The following is a 19,314-nucleotide window of genomic DNA, read 5'->3' on the forward strand; positions in this document are numbered from 1 at the left end:
GTCTGTAAAGTTATCTGACTTAAGAGGTCAGACAAGTCTACCGGCTCTCCATGGCAGAACCAAGACAGGTTTTCCCTCGCCCCTAAGCACGATCAACCTGCCCTTGATTGCAGGTACGCGCGCCAGCCTCCAAAGTGGCTGATGTCCTGCGCCCCCTCCAGCCCGGCTGGCTCGCAGATAAAGCCCGGCACCTGGCTGCCATCGGCCAGCACGGTGCGGCCTATTCCCAAGGGCGCCGGAATACCGGCCACAAAGCTGCCGAACTCCTGCAACGCCATCTCCCACACCTCCACCTCAATGGCCACCCCGCCCTCAGACACACGTGCCAGGCCCGGGCGCTTGCCATCCGGCAAGGCCACCAGTCGATAGTCCGGACTGGTGCTGGTGCGCTGCACCAGACGGGCGCCCCGGCTGGTTAGCTGGCTGTTCAGGGGCTGCCCTTCCAGGTGCGCGCCGCACACCGCTACCTGCACTTGGCCGCTGGACACGGCCTGCAAAGGCGCCATGGGTAATGCGGTGTGCCCGGTGGCCCCCAGGGTTGCCGCCTTGCCCTGCAAGGCGTGTTGCCAGCGTTGCGCGAGGTGCAGCAGCGGCTGATCCTGAAATGCCGGGGCCACAAAGGTTACGCCACAGGGCATGCCGTCGGGCCGGAAGCCCATGGGCACGGCAATGGCAGCGTAGTCGAGCAAATTGACAAAGTTGGTGTAGTAACCGAAGTCGCTGTTGCGGGCGATGGGCTCTGCGAGCATGGTTTCCAGCGTGTGGATGGTGGGCGACGTGGGCAGCAGCATGCAGTCGATTCCGCTCCACACTGCGTTGCAGCGCCGGGCCAAAGCACGCAAGCGGTACTGTGCGGCGAACGCGTCCGCCGCCAGCGGCTTGGCACCGCCCAAGGTAATTTCACGGGTGACCGGAAACACGGACTCGGGCTTTGCATCAATAAACGCGCGGATAGCCTGGTAACGCTCCGCCACCCAGGGGCCTTCGTACAGCAGGCGCGCTGTTTCCTGAAAGGGTGCAAAGTCGATTTCCACCAACTCGGCGCCCAGCGACTGGGCGTGCGCCCGGGCCTCTTCAAACACCTGTGCGTAGCCTGTGTCGCCGAAGAACTGCAGCTGATCGGCCTTGGGAACGCCCACGCGCCATCGGGCCGCACGACCGAAGTCAAAGCCATGTGCGGGCGTGGCACGCGAGTAGGCGTCATGCGGGTCCGGCGCATGGGCCACGGCAAACACCTGCTGCGCATCGTCCGCCGTCAGTGCAAAGATGGACACCACGTCCAAGGTGCGGCAAGCGGGCACCACGCCGTGGGTAGACAGCAACCCCAAACTGGGCTTGAGCCCCACCAGATGGTTGAAGCCCGCCGGTACCCGGCCGGAGCCTGCCGTGTCCGTACCCAGCGAAAAGCTCACCTGTCCCAAAGCTACCGAAACGGCGGAGCCGGCGCTGGACCCTCCGGACACGAAGCCCGGGTTGTGCGAGTTCAAACACGCACCGTAGGGTGAGCGGCTGCCGTTCAGTCCGGTGGCAAATTGGTCCAGATTGGTTTTGCCGATGGCAATGGCCCCGGCATCCAACAAACGCTGCACCACCGTGGCGCTCTGCTCCGGGATGTAGGCGTAGTCAGGGCACCCCGCAGTGGTGGGCACGCCGGCAAGGTCGATGTTGTCCTTGATGGCAAAGGGAATGCCCCACAGCGGCAGGCCCTCCGGGCCGCGCGCCATCAGCGAACTGGCGCGCGCACGCAGCGTGTCCAGGCCCATCCGGTGGATCCAGGCGTGGTGGCTGTCGTTAGCAATGGCGGCTACCACCTGCTCCACCACTTGCAAGGGTGTGAGCGTGCCGTTGCGGTAGGCCTGCTGGAGGCTGGCAATACTCAGGGACAGGGGGGTGGCTTTCATGCGGTTTCTCCTTGAATCACAACAACGTTTTGTCCGGCGCCCACCGCCTGTCCTTCGCGGCACAGCAGCTGCAGCACCCGCCCGGCACAAGGGGCAGACACGGTAAATTCCATCTTCATCGACTCGACGATCAGCAAGGGCTCCCCCTCACTCACCGTAGCGCCTTCGGCGACCAGCAGCTTCCAGACGCTCCCGGGTACGGCGGTGGTGGCAGCACGGGCGCCATCGGGAAATTCGGCGGTGGTGCCGCCGGCATCTGCCACCTCAGGTTCACCCACGTATTCGGCCTGGCCCGCTTCGCGCCAGCGTTCGCGCTCTTCTTCAAAAGCCTGACCTTGTACCCCGCGGAAGTTGGCAATCTCTGTGGCATAGGTTTCCAGAAAACGCTGGTAGTCGCGCAGGCTGAAAGTCCCCTCCTCCACCCGCAGGGGGTAACGCCCGGCCGGGAAGTCGCGACGGATCTGAAGCAGCTCTTCCTCGCCCACGGGGTAAAAGCGAATCTGGTCGAAAAAGCGCAGCAGCCAGGGCTTGCCCGCTTCAAACGCGGGGGCGCCACTGCTGGCGTCGCGCCAGCGGTTCCACATTTGCAGGGTGCGGCCCACAAACTGATAGCCACCGGGCCCTTCCATGCCGTAAACGCACATGTAGGCCCCACCTATGCCCACCGCGTTTTCCGGCGTCCAGGTGCGGGCGGGGTTGTATTTGGTGGTGACCAGCCGGTGCCTCGGGTCCAGCGGGGTGGCTACCGGCGCGCCCAGATACACATCGCCCAGCCCCATGACCAGGTAGCGTGCCTCGAACACGATGCGTTGCACCTCCTCGATGCTTTGCAGCCCGTTGATACGCCGGATGAACTCAATGTTGCTGGGGCACCAGGGCGCGTCCGGGCGCACGGACTGCATGTACTTGTCGATGGCCAGACGCGTGGCACTGTCATCCCATGACAGCGGAAGGTACACCGTGCGCGAAGGTACCGTGATGTCGGCGGTATCGCCCAGTGCGTCGTCTGCTACAAAAATTGCAGCTAGCAACGTTGGCAAATCCAGCGCCAGCGGCTCAAAATGTATTTGAAGCGAGCGAATGCCGGGCGTCATGTCCACGATGCCCGGCAGGTGCTGGCCTTGCAGGGCTTGCATCAGCGCGTGCACCCGCATGCGCAAGGCAATGTCGAGCACCGCCTCGCCCAGCTCTACCAGCACGTAGCGGTCGCCGGCCTGGCGCAGCACGAGCGCGGGGCGGTCACCCTGAGCGGCACGCTGCGCCAACACGGGTGAGCCTACCGCTGCAGTGCGCACAGGCAATGCCGGCGAGGTGTAGGCCAGCTGTTGCACCCGCGCGACCTGGGCAGCATGCAGGGCCGCCGCCTCTTCGGCGGTCACGCAACGAAAGCGCACCGTATCACCGGGGCGCAGCTGGCCCATCTTCCAGCGCTCGCTGGCCAGCACTACGGCCGGGCACACAAAGCCCCCGAGACTGGGGCCATCCGGCCCGAGGATGACGGGCATGTCACCGGTGAAGTCGATGGCACCTATGGCGTAGGCGTTGTCGTGGATGTTGGAGGGGTGCAAGCCCGCCTCGCCGCCATCGCGGCGCGCCCATTCGGGCTTGGGGCCTATCAGGCGCACGCCAGTGCGGCTGGAGTTGTAGTGCACCTCCCAGTCGGTGGCGAAGAACATCTGCACATCCCCATCGGTAAAGAAATCGGGGGCGCCGTGCGGGCCGTACAGCACCGCAATGTCCCACTGCGCACCGTAGGCAGGCACCACCTCGGGTGGCAAGCTGGCCAGTGCGTCTGTGACAACGTCTGCGCCCACATGCAGCATGTCGCCCGCGCGCAGGGTGCGGCCGGCATGTCCGCCGAACTGGCCTAGTGTGAAAGTAGAGCGGCTGCCCAGATAAAGCGGCACATCCAGCCCGCCGCGTACCGCCAGGTAGCTGCGGGCGCCCGCGCCCTGCACTGCGCCCAGGCTAAGCACACTGCCCGCGCGGATGGTGTGGCTCTGCCACAGCGGTAAAGGCACGCCATCCACCGCCAAGGCCATGGGGGCACCGCAGACGGCCACGACGGTATCGGCATGGAAGCGCAGACGCGGGCCACTGAGCGTGCACTCCAGAGCCGCTGTGCCGGGCGCGTTGCCCACCAAACGGTTGGCCAGGCCCATGGCCAAGTCGTCCATGGGGCCACTAGGCGGCACGCCCACCGCCCAGTAGCCGGTGCGGCCGGGGTGGTCCTGCACGGTGGTTTGCACACCGGGCTCCAGCACTTCCAGCGCCTGCGGCTGGTAGTGCAACTCACCCAGGCTGCGCGTGACCATGCGGCCTTCCACAAACACAGGGTCGGCAGCTACTGCGCGCAGGTAGCGCAGATTGGTTTCTATGCCACCCAAGCGTGTGGCTGTCAGCGCGGCTTGCAGCTTGGCCACAGCATCCGCCCGGTCGGTGCCGGTGACGATGAGTTTGGCGATCATCGGGTCGTAGTTCGGCGGCACTTCGCTGCCGGTGGCCACCCAAGTTTCAATACGTGCATCGGAGGGGAACACCACTTCCGTCAACCCGCCCGCGCAGGGTTGGAAGTTGCGGGCCGGATCTTCGGCATAGAGGCGGACCTGGATAGACGCTCCGTGGGGCACAGGCACCGCCAGGGGGAACTGACCTCCCCGCGCCAGCTTCAGCATCCAGGCCACCAAGTCCACGCCAAAAACTTGCTCGGTCACCCCATGCTCCACCTGCAGGCGGGTGTTGACCTCCAGAAAGTAGAAGGCGCCGGTGTCCGCGTCCAGCACGTACTCCACAGTGCCGGCAGAGCGGTAGTTCACCGCGCGGGCCAGGCGCACCGCGGTGTCTTGCAGGGCTTGGCGGGTTGCCTCGCTCAGGCCGGGGGCCGGGGTTTCTTCCACTACTTTCTGGTTGCGCCGCTGGGCCGAACAATCGCGCTCACCGAGGGCCACCACAGTGCCTTGGCCGTCGCCGAAGAGCTGCACCTCGATGTGGCGGGCACGCTCGACAAACTTCTCAAGGAACAAGCCGGCATCCTTGAAGTTAGCCCGGGCCAGGCGCTGCACCGCCTCAAACGCGGGGCCCATTTCGGCCTCGCTGCGGATCAAGCGCATGCCAATACCGCCGCCGCCCGCGGTGCTTTTGAGCATGACGGGGTAGCCGATGCGTACCGCTTCGGCCAGCGCCTGCTGGACGTCTGCCAGCAAGCCACTTCCTGGCAAGAGCGGCACGCCTTGGGCTTCAGCCAAGGCGCGGGCGGTGTGCTTAAGGCCGAAGGCCCGCATCTGCGCCGGGGTGGGGCCAATGAAGGCGATGCCTGCGTCCTCGCAGGCCTGGGCGAAATCGGGGTTTTCGGACAAAAAGCCATAGCCGGGGTGGATGGCTCCTGCCCCGGTGGCGCGGGCCACCTCCAGGATGCGCTGCACGTTCAGGTAGCTCTGGGCGGCCGCTGCCGGCCCGATGCAGACGCTCTCGTCCGCCATGGCCACGTGCAGGGAATCTGCATCGGCTTCGGAATACACCGCCACCGAGCGCAAGCCCAGCGCCTTGAGGCTGCGGATCACACGGCAGGCGATGGCACCACGGTTGGCAATCAAAACGGTATCAAACATGAGGAAATTCCCCGGTGGCGGGCCGTCCCGCCGGTTGCTAAACGTGCCACGAGTCGTCCCGTGGCAGGCGGCCTTGAGGCATCAAATCACCTTCTGGCGCCCATTGAATATGCGTGAGCGGCTACTATTTTTATAGCAATCAATCCCACACCAGCAGCCGGATGGGCGTGGGGTTGTAGCCGTTGCAGGGGTTGTTGAGCTGCGGGCAGTTGGAGATCAGCACCACCACATCCATCTCGGCCTTCATCTCCACATACTTGCCCGCGCCCGAGATGCCATCGGCAAAGCTCAGGTGGCCTTCGGGGGTGACGGGCACGTTCATGAAGAAGTTGATGTTGGGAACGATGTCGCGCTTGCCCAGGCCCAGCAGGCCGGCCTCGCGGTGGTGACACAGGGCGACCATGAAGCTGTCGCGGCAGCTGTGCATGGGCCGCTTGTCCAAGGCGTAGCGCACGGTGTTGCTTTCACTGGAACACGCCCCGCCCAAGGTGTCATGGCGCCCGCAGGTGTCTGCGGTGATGGTGAGCATCACCCGGCCTTCGTTGGAGTACAGCCTGGAACCCAGACCGAGGTAGAGCTGGCCGTTGCGGGCCATGGTGTCTGCGGCGCTGTAGCGTTCCTGGCCGTCGGCCGCGCTGTAAAACAGCGTGTCCACGGCCTGGTTACCTTCGAGGTCCAGGATGCGGAAGGTCTGGCCGGCACGCACGGTGCCCATCCAGGGGTCGCCGGCCAGGCAGGTCTGGTCCAGCACGGCCAGCGCCGGGTCCAGGGTGCTTTCAAGCAAGGCGCTCATGCTGCGACTCCGCAATATCGTTCGGTGTTGGAGAAGGCCCGGCCGTTCTGCGCGCAGCGGGTGCGGCAGGCATCGTCTGCGGCCACGGGTGCAGCGCGGTAGGCGCTAAGCAGCACATCCGCAGGGGCATAGACCGGGTTGGCATCCAGCGGGTGCGGCGCGCTGCTCAGGACGACCAGGGTGTCCATTTCAAAGCGCAGGTCCACATAGCTGCCCGCCGCGCTGTGGCCGGGCACATGGTGCAAAGCGCCCGCGTCATCTGTCACGACTTTGCTGAAGAAGTTGACGCAGGGCACCAGGTCCTGCGTGCCCAAACCCCATTTGGCCAGCTCAATGAGCAGGTTGTCCCGCCCATTGCGGTGCATGGCGTTGCGGTGCTGCTGGTAGTTTTTCTCGCCAAATCGGGCGCGCACCATGGCGGCATCGCTCACGCCGCACCAGGTGTCGTGCCAGCCCAGGCTGTCGGCGGTGATGGAGCACAGCACGCGGCCCATGTCGGACTGGCAGACATAGCCTGCAGCCAGGTAAGAGGTGTGCTGCGACTTCAGGGTGTCGGGCATGTTGTAGCGCTCCAGCGGCTGCTCGGCATTGAAGAACAGGGCCGACACATTGACGCCGCCTTCGAGGTCGGTCAGGCGCAGGGCGGTGCCACGGCGCAGGCGGCCGGACCAATGGTTACCGCCGGGGAGGTGTTCTTCCCACAACAGGGGTTCAGAGCGAGGGGCAGTCATGTGGGGGTTCCTTCTTCGGCAGCACCACTCAGGCGCTGCAATTGGTCGAGGTCGGTCTTCATGCCGGAGGTCTCGCGGATGCGGTCCAGCAACTGGCGCTTGAGTTGGGTGAACTCGGTCGCCAGCTTCATGTCCTGCGTCCGCTGCGCCGGCAGGGGTACGTCGTAAATGGAGTCAATGCGGCCGGGGCGCGGCGCCATGAGCACCACCCGGTGGCCTAGGTAAATGGCCTCTTCCACGTCATGGGTCACAAACACGATCGTGGTGCGCTCCAAGCGGTGCACATACAAGATCAGGTCGTGCATCACTTCGCGCGTCTGGGCGTCCAGCGCACCAAATGGCTCGTCCATCAACAACATGTCAGGCCGGCCCATCAAGGCACGGGCAATCGCTACACGCTGCTGCATGCCACCGGAAAGCTGATTCGGGTAGGCCTTGGCCGAGGCGGTCAGCCCCATGAGGCGCAAAAGTGCGTCTGCACGGCCGGATGCAGCCTCCACATCCGCACTGCTGCGACCGTCGGTGTGGGCACTGAGCTGCCGGCAGAAACGGATGTTTTCTTCCACCCGCAGCCAGGGGTAGAGGCTGTAATGCTGGAAGACCATGGCGCGATCCTGGCCGGGGCCAGTGACCGGTTTGCCGTTGACCAGTACATCACCCGCGCTATGGGTTTCCAGCCCTGCGAGCGTGCGCAGCAGGGTGGATTTCCCGCAGCCCGAGGCACCCACCAAGGTCACGAATTCATTGTCCGCAATGCCCAGGTTCACATCCTGCAGGGCGGTCGTGGCGCCAAAAGTCTTGAAGACGTTCTTGCATTCAATTTTCATCATGGCGTTCACCGTGTGTGCATCCAGGGAAATGCCTTGCGATGCAGCAGGCGGAACAGCTGGTCAATCGCCAACCCGATCAAGCCGATCAGCAAAATGCCGGCAAAGATCTTGTCGGTCTGCAAAAAGCGCTGTGCTTTCAGGATGGCAAAGCCCAAGCCCGAATTGGCGGCCACCAACTCCGCCACCACCAGGTAGGTCCAGGCCCAGCCCATGGTGACCCGCAAGGTGTCCAGCAGCGCGGGCTTGGCCGAGGGCAGGATGACCTTCTCGACCACCTCGCGACGCGTCGCCCCCATGGTCTGGGCGGCCTCGATCTGCGCCATGGGCACGCGGCGCACGTCTTCGGCCACCATGAGCACCATCTGGAAAAAAGTGCCGATAAAAATGATGGCCACCTTGGCTCCCTCGTCGATACCCACCCACAACATCACCAGCGGGATAAACGCCACTGCAGGCATATAGCGGATGAAGTCGGTCAAAGGCTCCAGCAGGGCTTGCACCGCACGCCAACTGCCGATGAACAGGCCCAGCGGCACCGCGATCAGCGCGGACAAGGCCCAACCGGCGACGACCCGCATGGTGCTGATGAGCGCATCGCCCAGCAGGTCATCCTCCGTAGCCCAGGAGACGATGCGCAACAGCACCTTCTCCGGGCCGGGCAAAAAGACCGGGCTCACGCCACCGAACATGCTCAGCAGCCCCCAAGCGAGCAGGGGCAACACCAGTCCGGCCAAGGCCAGCAAACCATAGGTGCGACGAGGGATCGCCAACCGGATGGACCACATGGGCAGTTCCTTTATTTGAGCGCTTCTTGGAGCAGGCTGCCGTCCAGGCCCTTGGCTGCGTCAGGCTTGCCTTCGATGAGCTTGTGCTCGGTCAGGAATGCGGCAATGGTGGGAGCGGTGGCTGCCAGGGACTGGGGTTGCTTGGGGTCAAACGCAGCGGTGTTGGCAGCCGCGTCAAAGAATTTGGTTCCCGGCATGAACACGGCGTACTCCTCAGGCGACATGCTCACCACCTTGGCCATGATCTTGGCGGCCTCGGCGGGTTGCTCGCGGATGAACTTTTCCGTGTCGAACCAGGCCTTGATCATGCCGACCAGGTCTTTGCGCTTGGTCTTGATGGACTTTTCCTGGGCGACCAGCAGATCTGGCACTAGGCCGGGCATGTCTTTGGAGGTGAACATGGCCTTCCCCTTGCCGCTCTTCTCGATCTGGTTCACCCAGGGGTTCCAGAGCACTGCCGCATCCACCTTGCCGCTGATGAAGGCCGCAGCCGCATCTCCGGCAGACAGGTTGACGATCTTCACGTCACTGAGTTTCATGTTGTTTTTAGCCAGGGCCGTGGCCAGCACAAAGTGGGAAATGCTGAATTGCTCCAAGGCCACTTTTTTGCCCTTGAGTTGGGCGAACGAGGTGATCTTGGGGCCGACCATGAGCGCGTCGTTGCCCGCCGAGTTGTCATTCACCAAAATGGTTTTCAAGGGCAGGCCCTTGGCCAAGGGGCCCAAGGTGTCAGACCAGGTCTGGGAGTTGGCATCCAGCTGGCCGGAAGACAAGGCGGAGATGGAATCGGTGTAGTTAGCGAACCAGACCAGCTTGACGTCGGCACCGTTCTTTTTGAAGAAGCCTTTTTGTTCGGCCACATACCAGGCCACCCAGCCCGGCCAGTCAGAGACACCGACCTTGACTTCAGCCATGGCGGGGGCAGAAAAGCTCAGTGCTGCGGCACCGGCCAGGGCCACACAGGTGCCGGCCACGCTGCGTTGGAACGCACGGGAGATCGAAAGGAGAGAAAAAGACATCGCGAGACTCCAGGTTGTTGAACAAATGCGGGAGACCACTTCAATCCTGAAGTGAACCTCCCGGGCTTTTGTCCCGCCGTGGAGCCCGCAGTGGTGAAACGCCACTACCGGCCGGCTGCTCTCGGACCAGACATTGCCCTGTGAGAGGCAACCGGAACCCTAGCGTCCATTTTGAAGAAGCAAACCGAAGTGGCTGCCCCGCGTGTGATGCCACGCAAGTGTTATGCCAACCAGAATCGCACCATGGCAGTGCAAATCAGGCCGGCACCGGTTCAAACACCGTTTCCGGCAGTCTGCTTTTTGAACATCTGCCCCAACCAGGGGCCTGCGCTCACCAGCACGATGCCCGCCAACACCGGAATGGCACCGATGAGAAAACCGGCTTCAATGGGCTCGCCCAACAACCAGGCACCGAACAGCATGCCGAACAAGGGCGTCATGAACGAGAACACGCCCAGGCGGGATGCCAGGTAGGTGCGCAACATCCAGAACCAGGCCAGAAAGCTGGCAAAGGACACGATGATCCCGTGAAAGGCCAAGCTCGCCCAGACCGTGGGTGTCCAGTTCACATGGCTCTGGCCGGTCACCAAGGCGCCGGCGAGTAGGAGCACACAGGCCATTACCAGCTGGTACTGCAAGGTTTTGGCAGGCGCAGCCGTGGACAACACGGAACAACGCACCACCACGGTCGTCGCCGCCCATGAGATGGCAGCCAACACGCCCAGAAAGTCGCCCCACAGAATGGACGTGGCATCCGACGCGCCAGCCTGACCGCGCCCCAAAAAAGTCATGGCGATACCGGAGAACGCCAAGGCAATTCCAGACCATTGCAAGGCGCCCAGGCGTTCTGCAGGCAGGCGCCAGTGCAGGCCCAGTGCCGCAAAGATGGGCGCGGTATACAAAAACACCACCATGTGTGAGGCACTGGTGTGGCGCAGGCCCTCTGCCACCAACAAAAACTCCAGAGCAAACAGCACGCCCACAGCCAGTCCGGGCAAGAGCGTGCCGTCGCGCAAGGACATGCGCTCGCCGCGCAAGTGCATGACCAATGCCACCAGACACGCGGCAATGCCGGAGCGCAGGCCGATCTGCATGGCCGGAGCCATGTCTGCCGCCGTGGCTTTCAGGGCCACCTGTTGCATGCCCCAGGTGGCGCACAGCACCACCATCACCACGATGGCCTGCCCATCGATTGCCTTGCGCGTATCCATAACACCCCGATTTGATTGAATGGGACGATTATTGGGCTGACGGCTTTCCTTGATATAGTGAAAAACAGACAAGCCATACGCGATAGCCGACAAGCATGCCCATCCTGCGTCCCAAACTGGAAGTCCCCCTCTCCTGCCCCACCCTGCCGGCGCCCGTGATGTTCCGCAGCGCTTATGTGCCGGACCACGGGCTCTACCCCGAGCACCAACACGCCTGGGGCGAATTTGTGTATTCCTTCAGCGGTGTCATGGAGGTCAAGGTACTGGGGCACCACTACTTGGCGCCTCCTCAGTACGGCATCTGGCTGCCGCCGCACCTGGAGCACGTGGGTCTGAACCGCAAAGCCGCTCACCATTGCTCACTGTATGTGTCCACGCCCCTGTGCCACCAATTGCCGGCCGAGCCCTGTGCGCTCACGGTAAGCCCGCTGGTGCGGGCCATGCTGGAACATCTTCGCTTGCAGCCCGCCGGCATTCCTGCGGCAGGCGCAGAAACCCGACTGCTCAAGGTCCTGCTGGACCAGCTGGTGGTGGCACCCCGCGCCGGCAGCTACCTGCCCGGCTCTGAAGACCCTGCGCTGGGTGCGGTGCTGCGCATGCTGGAGGCACAGCCGGGCGACAACCGCTCCCTACCCGAACTTGCCCGGGCGGTGCACACCACGGAGCGCACCCTGATGCGCCGCTGCCAGCGGGATCTGGGAATGACATTCGCCGAATGGCGACAGCGCCTGCGGGTGGTGCGAGCCATGCCCCTGCTGGAAGCGGGCCAAACGGTGGAGACGATTGCGCTGGACCTGGGTTACGGCAGTGCGTCCGCCTTCATCACCATGTTCAAGAAGCTCACCGGCAGCACGCCGGACGAGCTCCGCAAAGCCGCTCTTGGCTAAGACCCGTATCGCTTGGCTCAGGCGCTCACAGGGGCACCGCCAAAGCGGCTCTCCGCTTGCTTGCGGAACTCAGAAGGCGTCATGCCCTTGAGTTCCAGAAAGCGCCGGTTGAAATTGGCCACGTTGTTAAAGCCCACGTCGTAGCAGATGTTGGTGACGTAGCGGTCCGAGGTCATCAACAACTGGCAAGCGCGGTTGATGCGCACCCGGTTCACAAAGTCGGTATAGGTATTGCCGGTAGCCCTGCGGAAGAAACGCGAAAACCGGCTCTCGCTCATGGCCAATTCGGCTGCCACCTCGGCCGCCGACTGGGAATGCGACGGGTTCTCGGTGATGCGGTTGACAATGGTGTTGATCTGGTCCAACTCGGTGTCGTTTTCCACGCCCCGCATTTGCACGTTGGACAGCAGGCGGTAGTCGCCCCAACGTGCCAGGTCCGTCATGAAATGGCAGAAAGCGGCCAGGCGTTTCAGCCCGCGCGCACTCTTGACGGCCTGCCAATGCGGCTCCGCCTTGTCTGCCCAACCAAAGAATTCGATGCCGTGGCGTGCACGCTCCAACAAAGGCATGATTTCCTGAAACTCAGGAATCGCCTTGCAGGCCAGCTCAAGCGGCTCGTGGCGGAACTGGATCACCAAGTCCCGCCGCGCGACGCCCTCTTCCGGCACATCCAGCGAAATCCAGTTATGGGGCAGTCGTGGGCCGCACAGCACCAACTGGCCGGCCGCAAACGGGCCTATCCAATCGCCCACAAAGGCCTTGCCGGTGGTGGCGGTGATCAAGTGGAGTTCGTACTCGTCATGGCAATGCCAGCGCGCCAGCGGCGTGGGGTAGCCGTGGTCCAGACAACGGATGAAGCCGACCTCGTCGGTAGGCTCGTAGCCCAGCGACGGGTTGCGGTTGTAGTCGGCCTCCAGCTCCGGCGCCTTCCGGCGGCCGGCGGCCTGTGCACTCATGGGCGAGATCGATGCTTGGGTAGCGACCATGGCAACTTCCCTTAGAAAAACGTCAGCACATCACATTACCAGCATTCGCTCCGGGCGTTCAGCCCAGGTGGTTCTTCACAAACAGGCCCACCCGCTCGTGCGCCACCCGCAAGGCGCCTACCAGCTGCGGGTGCGAAGCCAGCGCCCCCCAGAGCACATTGTCTGCCGCAAAGGCAGCGACCGGGTCAGCAGATTCACACATGGCGTGCGCTGCAGCCGGATCCATGGCCTGGTCCTGGTAGGTGTAGGCAATCTCACCCCGGTGCCAGCGCTGCAGGTAAGCCAGAAACAGCGCAGGCAACATGGCCACGCTCGAGATGGATTCACCCCGGGCCAGACGCTCGCGAATGGTGGGCGCAATGAACCCTGGAATCTTGGAATAGCCGTCCATGGCCACGCGCTGGTTGGTGTCGCAAATGGCAGGGTTACCAAAACGGTCCAGCACCACGTCGCGGTAGGCGCGCAGGTCCAGCGGACTGGGCTTTTCGGGCGTATCCAGCACGGGAATGGTGTCGTCCGTCACGTAGTCATAGGCAAAGCGGCGGATGACGGAGTCATGCGTGCCTTCGTGGATGTACTGGTAGCCCACCAGGGTGCCGGCCCAGGCGATGCAGCTGTGGGTGGCATTGAGCAGCCGAATCTTGGCTTCCTCAAAGGCGTCAACCGACTGCACCATTTCCACGCCCACCTGCTCCCAGGCAGGGCGGCCGGCAATGAAGTTGTCTTCAATCACCCACTGGATAAAGCTCTCACCCATGATGGCGGCTTGATCATCCCAGCCAGTGGCGGCTTTCACGCGCTCGGCCACATCCGGCGTGGGGCGCGGGGTGATGCGGTCCACCATGGCATTGGGGCTGCTGGTGTTCTGCTCTACCCATGCCTTGAGCGCGGCGTCGCCGAGTGCGTCAATGAACTGCAGCAAGCCAGCGCGCGAACGCTCGCCGTTGTGGCGGAGGTTGTCACAGTTCATCAGGGTCACCGCACCGGCGCCGCTGCGCATGCGGGCCCGCAAGATGCTGACCAAGCCACCGTAAATGGTGTGGCCGGCGCGGCCTGCCTTTACCGCCTCCAGGTCAGCCCGCAGGTCCGCAAAGGTGGCCCAGTCCAGCTGGTTTTTCGCGTCGAGGTAGTAGCCGGCTTCGGTCACCGTGAACGAGATGATGCGGGTGGCGGCCTCAGCGCCTGCTGCAATCAGCGGGGCCAGGTCATCCTGATAGGGAATGACTTTCCGGATCGACTCAATGCGTGTGTAGCTGCGCTCGCCTTGGGGTGTCACGGTTTCCAGCGTGTACGCGCCGCCTTGGGCCTGCAGGGCCTCCATGGTGGCCAGCATGTCCGGGCGCAAATTGCCGCCGGTGATGGACCATTCGGTATCGCCGCGCTGTCGCAGTTCGTGGATGTAAAGCGCCTGGTGTGCGCGGTGGAACGAGCCCAGTCCGAGGTGAAGAATCGTGGTCATGGTCAGGCGTGAAGAAAGTGGATCAGGGTTCGCTGGGAAATCGCTTAAAGATCAAACTGGGTGGGCATCATCACCACGTCGCGGATGGTCATGCCGCGCGGGCGGGTCAGCATGAAGATCACGACGTCAGCGACTTCCGAGGCTTCCAGCAGGCTGCCTTTGGCCTTGGCCTCTGCGAGCTTGTCAGCAGGCCAATCGGCCAGCAAAGAGGTAATGACCGGCCCCGGGGAAATCGAGCCGACGCGCAGGCCGTGCTTGAACACCTGGCGGCGCACCGTCTGCACAAAGCAGTCGATAGCCCACTTGGACGACGCATACACAGGCTCCCAGGGGGTAGGAAAGTGCGCTGCCAATGAGCTGGTCACGATGATGTCGCCTGAGCCCCGCGCGATCATGTGCGGCAGCACGTTGTGCACGTTCTTCATCACCACATTGATGTTCAGGTTGAGCATGCGGTCGATGGCATCCTCATCGCTGTCGACCAAGTCGCCCCCTACATACAGGCCGGCGTTGGCGTGGAACACATCCAGGCGCCCCTCCAAGGCCAGCACTTGGGTGAGCAGGCTGGCGCACTGGTCGCGGTCCAGCAGGTCCAGCACCAGGGGCACAGCTTGCGAACCGAGGGTGGCGCAGGCTTTGTCCAGCGCGGTGCGATCACGGTCAATCAGCACCACGCGGGCACCGGCTTGAACCATGGCGCTCGCACTGGCGAAACCGATCCCTGATGCGGCACCGGTGACCGCGGCCACCTTGCCGTGAAGGGGTTGCTGTGGTTGAGAGGTCATGAGGGCGGACATCAAAGTGCGCCCGCGGCTACGACACGGCCGTTGGCATCAAACAGGTGGGCCGCGTCGGAATCGATGTGCACGCCTACGTCAGCGCCTACATGCAGCTCGGTGCGGGTGTTCAGGCGGGCCACCAGTTGGGCGCCACTCTGGGTGGTCACGTAAATCAGGGTCTCGGCGCCAAGAGCCTCGATCAGCTCTACTTTGGCTTGCACAGCCCCCTGGCCGGCTTGCACTAGGGTGATGCTCTCAGGCCGCAAGCCGATAGAACCGAGCGCAGGCACTTGCACACCGGCCACGGTAGTTACCGAGGGCAGCTTGGCGGCTTCGACCACGTTCATTTGCGGAGTGCCGATGAACTGGGCCACAAACTGGTTGGCCGGGCGGTCGTACAGCTCCAGCGGCGTGCCCACTTGCTCTATGTTGCCGTCGCGCAGCACCACCACGCGGTCGGCCAAGGTCATGGCTTCCACCTGGTCGTGCGTCACGTAGATGGTGGTGGCGCCCAGGTCGCGGTGCAACTTGGCAATCTCGATACGCGTCTGGCCGCGCAGGGCTGCATCCAGATTGGAGAGCGGCTCGTCAAACAAAAATACTTTGGGGGCCCGCACGATGGCGCGGCCGATCGCCACACGCTGGCGCTGCCCGCCGGACAACTCTTTGGGTGTGCGTTGCAGGTAGTTGGTGAGGTTCAGGATCTTGGCGGCGCGGTCCACCTTGTCTTTGATGATGGCGGGGTCCACATTCGCCAGCTTCAGGGCAAAGCTCATGTTCTCGAACACGCTCATGTGCGGGTAGAGCGCGTAGCTCTGGAACACCATGGCGAGGTCGCGCTTGCTGGAAGGCTGGTGGGTGATGTCGCGGCCGTCGAGCTGCAAGCTGCCGCCGTCGATGGTTTCCAGACCGGCAATCAGGCGCAAGAGCGTGGACTTGCCGCAGCCGGACGGGCCCACAAACACCACAAATTCGCCCTGCTTGATGGCCAGGTCAATGCCCTTGATAACACGGTGTTCACCGAACAGCTTTTCAACGCCGCTGAGTTGGAGGTAAGACATGAAAGAAGTCTCCTGATCATTATTTGTTACTTGACGGCGCCGAAGGTCAGGCCTTGGACCAATTGCTTCTGGCTGAACCAGCCGAAGACCACGATGGGGCCAATCGCCATGAAGGACGCGGCGGACAACTTGGCCCAGAACAGACCCTCCGGGCTGGAGTAGCTGGCAATCAGCGTGGCCAGCGTGCCGGCTTTGGCGGCACTCAGGTTCAGGGACCAGAAGGCCTCGTTCCAGCTCAGGACCAGGGTCAGCAAACCGGTAGAGGCCAGCCCGCCCATGGTGAGAGGCAGCAGCACGTAGCGGAACTCGCTCCACAACGTGGCGCCGTCCATGCGGGAGGCTTCCAGAATCTCGTTCGGGATCTCCTTCAGGTAGGAGTACAGCATCCACACCATGATGGGCAGGTTGGACAAGGTGAACACGATCACCAGTCCGGTGCGGGTGTCCAGCAAGCCACTGGTTTGTGCCATCACATACACCGGCACCAGGGCGCCCACTGCGGGCATCATCTTGGTGGAGAGCATCCACATCAGGATGTCCTTGGTGTACTTGCCCTTGAAGAAGGCCATGGCGTACGCGGCGGGGAATGCCAGCATCAAGCCCAGAATGGTGGACGCCACACTGGTGATGAGCGAGTTCTTGGCGTAGAGCATGTAGTCGCTACGCTCCTGCACGATCTGGAAGTTCTCCAACGTGGGCGTGAAGAACATCAGGGGCGGCACCGAGATGGCTTGCAGCTCGGTCTTGAAGGCGGTGAGCACCAGCCAGCCCAGCGGGAAGAACAGCACCAGAGTCACCAGCCACGCAACCAGCGTGCGCAACCAATGCAGCCAGGGGAAAGATTTGGGTTGTGTCATGTGCAGCTCACTTGTCCAGGTTCTTGCCGACCATGCGGATCAGGAAGACGGCGGCGATATTGGCCAGCACCACGGCGAACAGCGCGCCCGCGGAAGCCACACCGGCATCGAAATTCAGTAGCGCCTGCTTGAAGATCAGGAAGGCCACGTTGGTGCTCGCATCGCCCGGGCCACCACCGGTGGTGGTGTAGATCTCGGCAAACACGCTGAGCAGGAAGATCATTTCGATCATCACCACCACCGCCACCGAGCGGGCCATGTGGGGCAGGTAGAGGTAGCGCAGTTGCTGCAGGTAATTGGCGCCGTCCATGCGGGAGGCTTCCAACTGCTCGCGGTTCATGCTCTGCAAGGAGGTAATGAAAATCAGCGTCGCAAATGGCAGCCACTGCCAGGACACGATGACGATCACGCTGAACAGCGGGAAGTCGGTCAGCCAGTCCACCGGGGTGCCGCCGAAGAAGATCCATACCTGCGCCAGCACGCCGTAGATGGGGTTCATCATCATGTGCTTCCACAACAAGGCATTCACGGTGGGCATGACGAAGAACGGTGAAATCAGCAGGATACGCACCAGACCACGGCCGGGAAAAGGCTCGTCGATCAGCAACGCAATCAGGGTACCCAACACCACCGTTATCAGGATCACACTGCCCAGCAGCAGCAGGGTGTTCATCACTGCCGTGCCGAACGAAGGGTCGGTCACGAAGTATTCAAAGTTTTCCAGTCCGATAAAGCCGCTCTGGTCGGGCTGCATCAGGTTGTAGCGGATGACCGAGAAGTAAATGGTCATCACCAAGGGCACGATCATCCACAAGAAGAGGGTGATCACTGCCGGCGCCATCAGGGCGCGGGGAATAAATCGGTTCATGAAGATGTCTCTCACTGAGCGTCGCCGGCCAGCCGGGGCATGGAGTGCGGCGGAAAACGTGACATAAAAGGGCGCGCAGGTTCCCCCGCGCGCCTGAAGTCAACCTACCGGGAGAGATGCTTACTTGTAGTAGCCGGCCTTCTTCATTTCGCGCTCTGCCGCGACTTGAGAGGCCTTCAAGGCTGCGTCTACCGACTTCTTGCCGGCCAGTGCTGCACTCATTTCCTGACCCACGGTGGCGCCGATGGCCTGGAACTCAGGAATCGCTGCAAACTGCACGCCGACATACGGGCTCTTGGGCAAGGTGCTGTCGTTCGGGTTGGCGGAGTCGATGGCTGCTTTTTCAGCAGCTGCAAACTTGGCAGCCTTCTGGAACTCAGGATTGGCGTAGGTGCTCTTGCGGGTACCGGTAGGCACATGGGCCCAGCCGTTGGTCTTGGCCACCAGCTCGATGTATTCCTTGGAGGTTGCCCAGGTCACAAACTTGCTCGCTGCGTCCACTTTCTTGGAGCCCGATGGAATAGCCAGTGCCCATGCCCACAACCAGTTGGCACCCTTGGGGGTCACAGCGGTTGGTGCCTGCGCAAATGCCACCTTGTCAGCCACCTTGGACTGCTTGGGATCGGTAATGAAAGACGCTGCAATGGTCGCGTCAATCCACATGCCGCACTTGCCTTCGTTGTACAGCGCCAGGATTTCGTTGAAGCTGTTGGCAGAAGAGCCGGGAGGGCCGTAGTTCTTCAGCAGGTCCACATAGAAGTTGATGGAATCCTTCCAGGGCTTGCTTTCCAGCTGGGGCTTCCACTGCATGTCAAACCACTGGCCGCCGTTGGTGTTCACCAAAGTGCTCAGGAAGGCCATGTTGTCACCCCAGCCCGGCTTGCCGCGCAGGCAGATGCCGTACACGCCGTTCTTGGGATCATGGATCTTGGCAGCCAGGGCCTTGATGTCGGTCCATGTGGGCTTGTCGGCCACTTTGATGCCGGCCTTGTCAGCCAGGTCCTTGCGGTACATCAGCATGGAGGATTCACCGTAGAAAGGCACCGCAAACATCTTGCCGTCCACTGACAAACCATTGCGCATGGCGGGCAGGATGTCGTCGGCGTCGTACTTGGCATCCGTCTTCAGTTCCTGCAGCCAGCCTTTTTTGCCCCAGATCGGGGTTTCGTACATGCCGATGGTCATCACGTCAAACTGGCCGCCCTTGGTGGCGATGTCGGTAGTCACGCGCTGGCGCAGCACGCCTTCTTCCAGGGTCACCCACTTGAGCTTGATGTCGGGGTTGGCCTGCTCGAAGTTCTTGCTGAGCTTCTGCATTTCGATCATGTGGCCGTTGTTCACGGTGGCGATAACCAGCTCGGTGTCAGCGGCGAAAGACGCGCCTGCCATCAAACCGAAGGCCAAAGCCAGAGATGCTTTGAGTTTCATGAAACTGTCTCCTGTTGTTAATTTCGTGGTGTTCAGCCAATGCCAACCGTGCATCGACAGGGCTGAATAGTAGAAGTCGCCCCCTAGCGGGGTTGATACTTTCGGGACGAT

16 protein-coding genes and 1 riboswitch are annotated in these 19,314 nt (G+C 62.7%); of the genes, 1 reads left to right on the forward strand and 15 read right to left on the reverse strand.

Going from position 1 to position 19,314, the window contains the following annotated elements; genetic code table 11:
- Positions 1-92: 92 nt before the first annotated feature.
- From atzF to ACOAP0_RS09660, 8 genes are all read right to left on the reverse strand, one after another.
- Positions 93-1,901 carry an allophanate hydrolase gene (gene atzF / locus ACOAP0_RS09625; protein ID WP_498376204.1) on the reverse strand — a complete coding sequence of 603 codons (1,809 nt, stop codon included), beginning with the start codon at positions 1,899-1,901 and terminating at the stop codon, positions 93-95.
- Positions 1,898-5,509, reverse strand: coding sequence for an urea carboxylase (uca, locus tag ACOAP0_RS09630; RefSeq protein WP_498376205.1), 3,612 nt, complete (start codon positions 5,507-5,509; stop codon positions 1,898-1,900). The genes atzF and uca overlap by 4 nt, the downstream gene beginning before the upstream one ends.
- A gap of 139 nt (positions 5,510-5,648) precedes the next feature.
- Positions 5,649-6,302: an urea amidolyase associated protein UAAP2 gene (locus ACOAP0_RS09635; RefSeq protein ID WP_498376206.1), complete on the reverse strand. Its 654-nt coding sequence runs from the start codon at positions 6,300-6,302 to the stop codon at positions 5,649-5,651.
- Positions 6,299-7,033, reverse strand: a complete 735-nt coding sequence (locus ACOAP0_RS09640; RefSeq protein ID WP_498376207.1) for an urea amidolyase associated protein UAAP1 — start codon at positions 7,031-7,033, stop codon at positions 6,299-6,301. The genes ACOAP0_RS09635 and ACOAP0_RS09640 overlap by 4 nt, the downstream gene beginning before the upstream one ends.
- Entirely contained in the window at positions 7,030-7,863 is an 834-nt protein-coding gene (locus tag ACOAP0_RS09645; RefSeq protein ID WP_498376209.1) for an ABC transporter ATP-binding protein, read from the reverse strand. The genes ACOAP0_RS09640 and ACOAP0_RS09645 overlap by 4 nt, the downstream gene beginning before the upstream one ends.
- A gap of 5 nt (positions 7,864-7,868) precedes the next feature.
- Entirely contained in the window at positions 7,869-8,648 is a 780-nt protein-coding gene (locus ACOAP0_RS09650) for an ABC transporter permease (RefSeq protein ID WP_498376210.1), read from the reverse strand.
- 11 nt (positions 8,649-8,659) lie between these two features.
- Complete coding sequence (locus tag ACOAP0_RS09655) at positions 8,660-9,667, reverse strand: ABC transporter substrate-binding protein (RefSeq protein ID WP_498376211.1); 1,008 nt, start codon at positions 9,665-9,667, stop codon at positions 8,660-8,662.
- Between the two features lie 55 nt (positions 9,668-9,722).
- Positions 9,723-9,841, reverse strand: a riboswitch (guanidine-I (ykkC/yxkD leader).
- A gap of 98 nt (positions 9,842-9,939) precedes the next feature.
- Positions 9,940-10,878: a DMT family transporter gene (locus tag ACOAP0_RS09660; protein WP_498376212.1), complete on the reverse strand. Its 939-nt coding sequence runs from the start codon at positions 10,876-10,878 to the stop codon at positions 9,940-9,942.
- A 95-nt stretch (positions 10,879-10,973) separates the two neighbouring features.
- Here ACOAP0_RS09660 and ACOAP0_RS09665 point away from each other — a divergent pair, with 95 nt between their 5' ends.
- Positions 10,974-11,765, forward strand: a complete 792-nt coding sequence (locus ACOAP0_RS09665; protein WP_498376213.1) for an AraC family ligand binding domain-containing protein — start codon at positions 10,974-10,976, stop codon at positions 11,763-11,765.
- 17 nt (positions 11,766-11,782) lie between these two features.
- Here ACOAP0_RS09665 and ACOAP0_RS09670 read toward each other — a convergent pair whose 3' ends face one another.
- From ACOAP0_RS09670 to ACOAP0_RS09700, 7 genes are all read right to left on the reverse strand, one after another.
- Positions 11,783-12,751 (reverse strand): AraC family transcriptional regulator, encoded by a 969-nt coding sequence (locus ACOAP0_RS09670; protein WP_498376214.1) that lies wholly within the window; start codon positions 12,749-12,751, stop codon positions 11,783-11,785.
- A gap of 58 nt (positions 12,752-12,809) precedes the next feature.
- Positions 12,810-14,210, reverse strand: a complete 1,401-nt coding sequence (gene dalD / locus ACOAP0_RS09675) for a D-arabinitol 4-dehydrogenase (protein ID WP_498376215.1) — start codon at positions 14,208-14,210, stop codon at positions 12,810-12,812.
- Between the two features lie 44 nt (positions 14,211-14,254).
- Complete coding sequence (locus ACOAP0_RS09680) at positions 14,255-14,995, reverse strand: SDR family oxidoreductase (protein ID WP_498376216.1); 741 nt, start codon at positions 14,993-14,995, stop codon at positions 14,255-14,257.
- An 11-nt stretch (positions 14,996-15,006) separates the two neighbouring features.
- Positions 15,007-16,050: an ABC transporter ATP-binding protein gene (locus ACOAP0_RS09685; RefSeq protein WP_498376217.1), complete on the reverse strand. Its 1,044-nt coding sequence runs from the start codon at positions 16,048-16,050 to the stop codon at positions 15,007-15,009.
- Between the two features lie 26 nt (positions 16,051-16,076).
- Entirely contained in the window at positions 16,077-16,907 is an 831-nt protein-coding gene (locus ACOAP0_RS09690; protein ID WP_087495625.1) for a carbohydrate ABC transporter permease, read from the reverse strand.
- A 7-nt stretch (positions 16,908-16,914) separates the two neighbouring features.
- A complete protein-coding gene (locus ACOAP0_RS09695) occupies positions 16,915-17,775 on the reverse strand; it encodes a carbohydrate ABC transporter permease (RefSeq protein WP_313868081.1) in 861 nt (286 codons plus the stop codon).
- Positions 17,776-17,895: 120 nt separating this feature from the next.
- A complete protein-coding gene (locus tag ACOAP0_RS09700) occupies positions 17,896-19,203 on the reverse strand; it encodes an ABC transporter substrate-binding protein (protein ID WP_087495627.1) in 1,308 nt (435 codons plus the stop codon).
- Positions 19,204-19,314: the final 111 nt, after the last annotated feature.

It is taken from the genome of Curvibacter sp. Hmag1.1, from assembly GCF_059769165.1.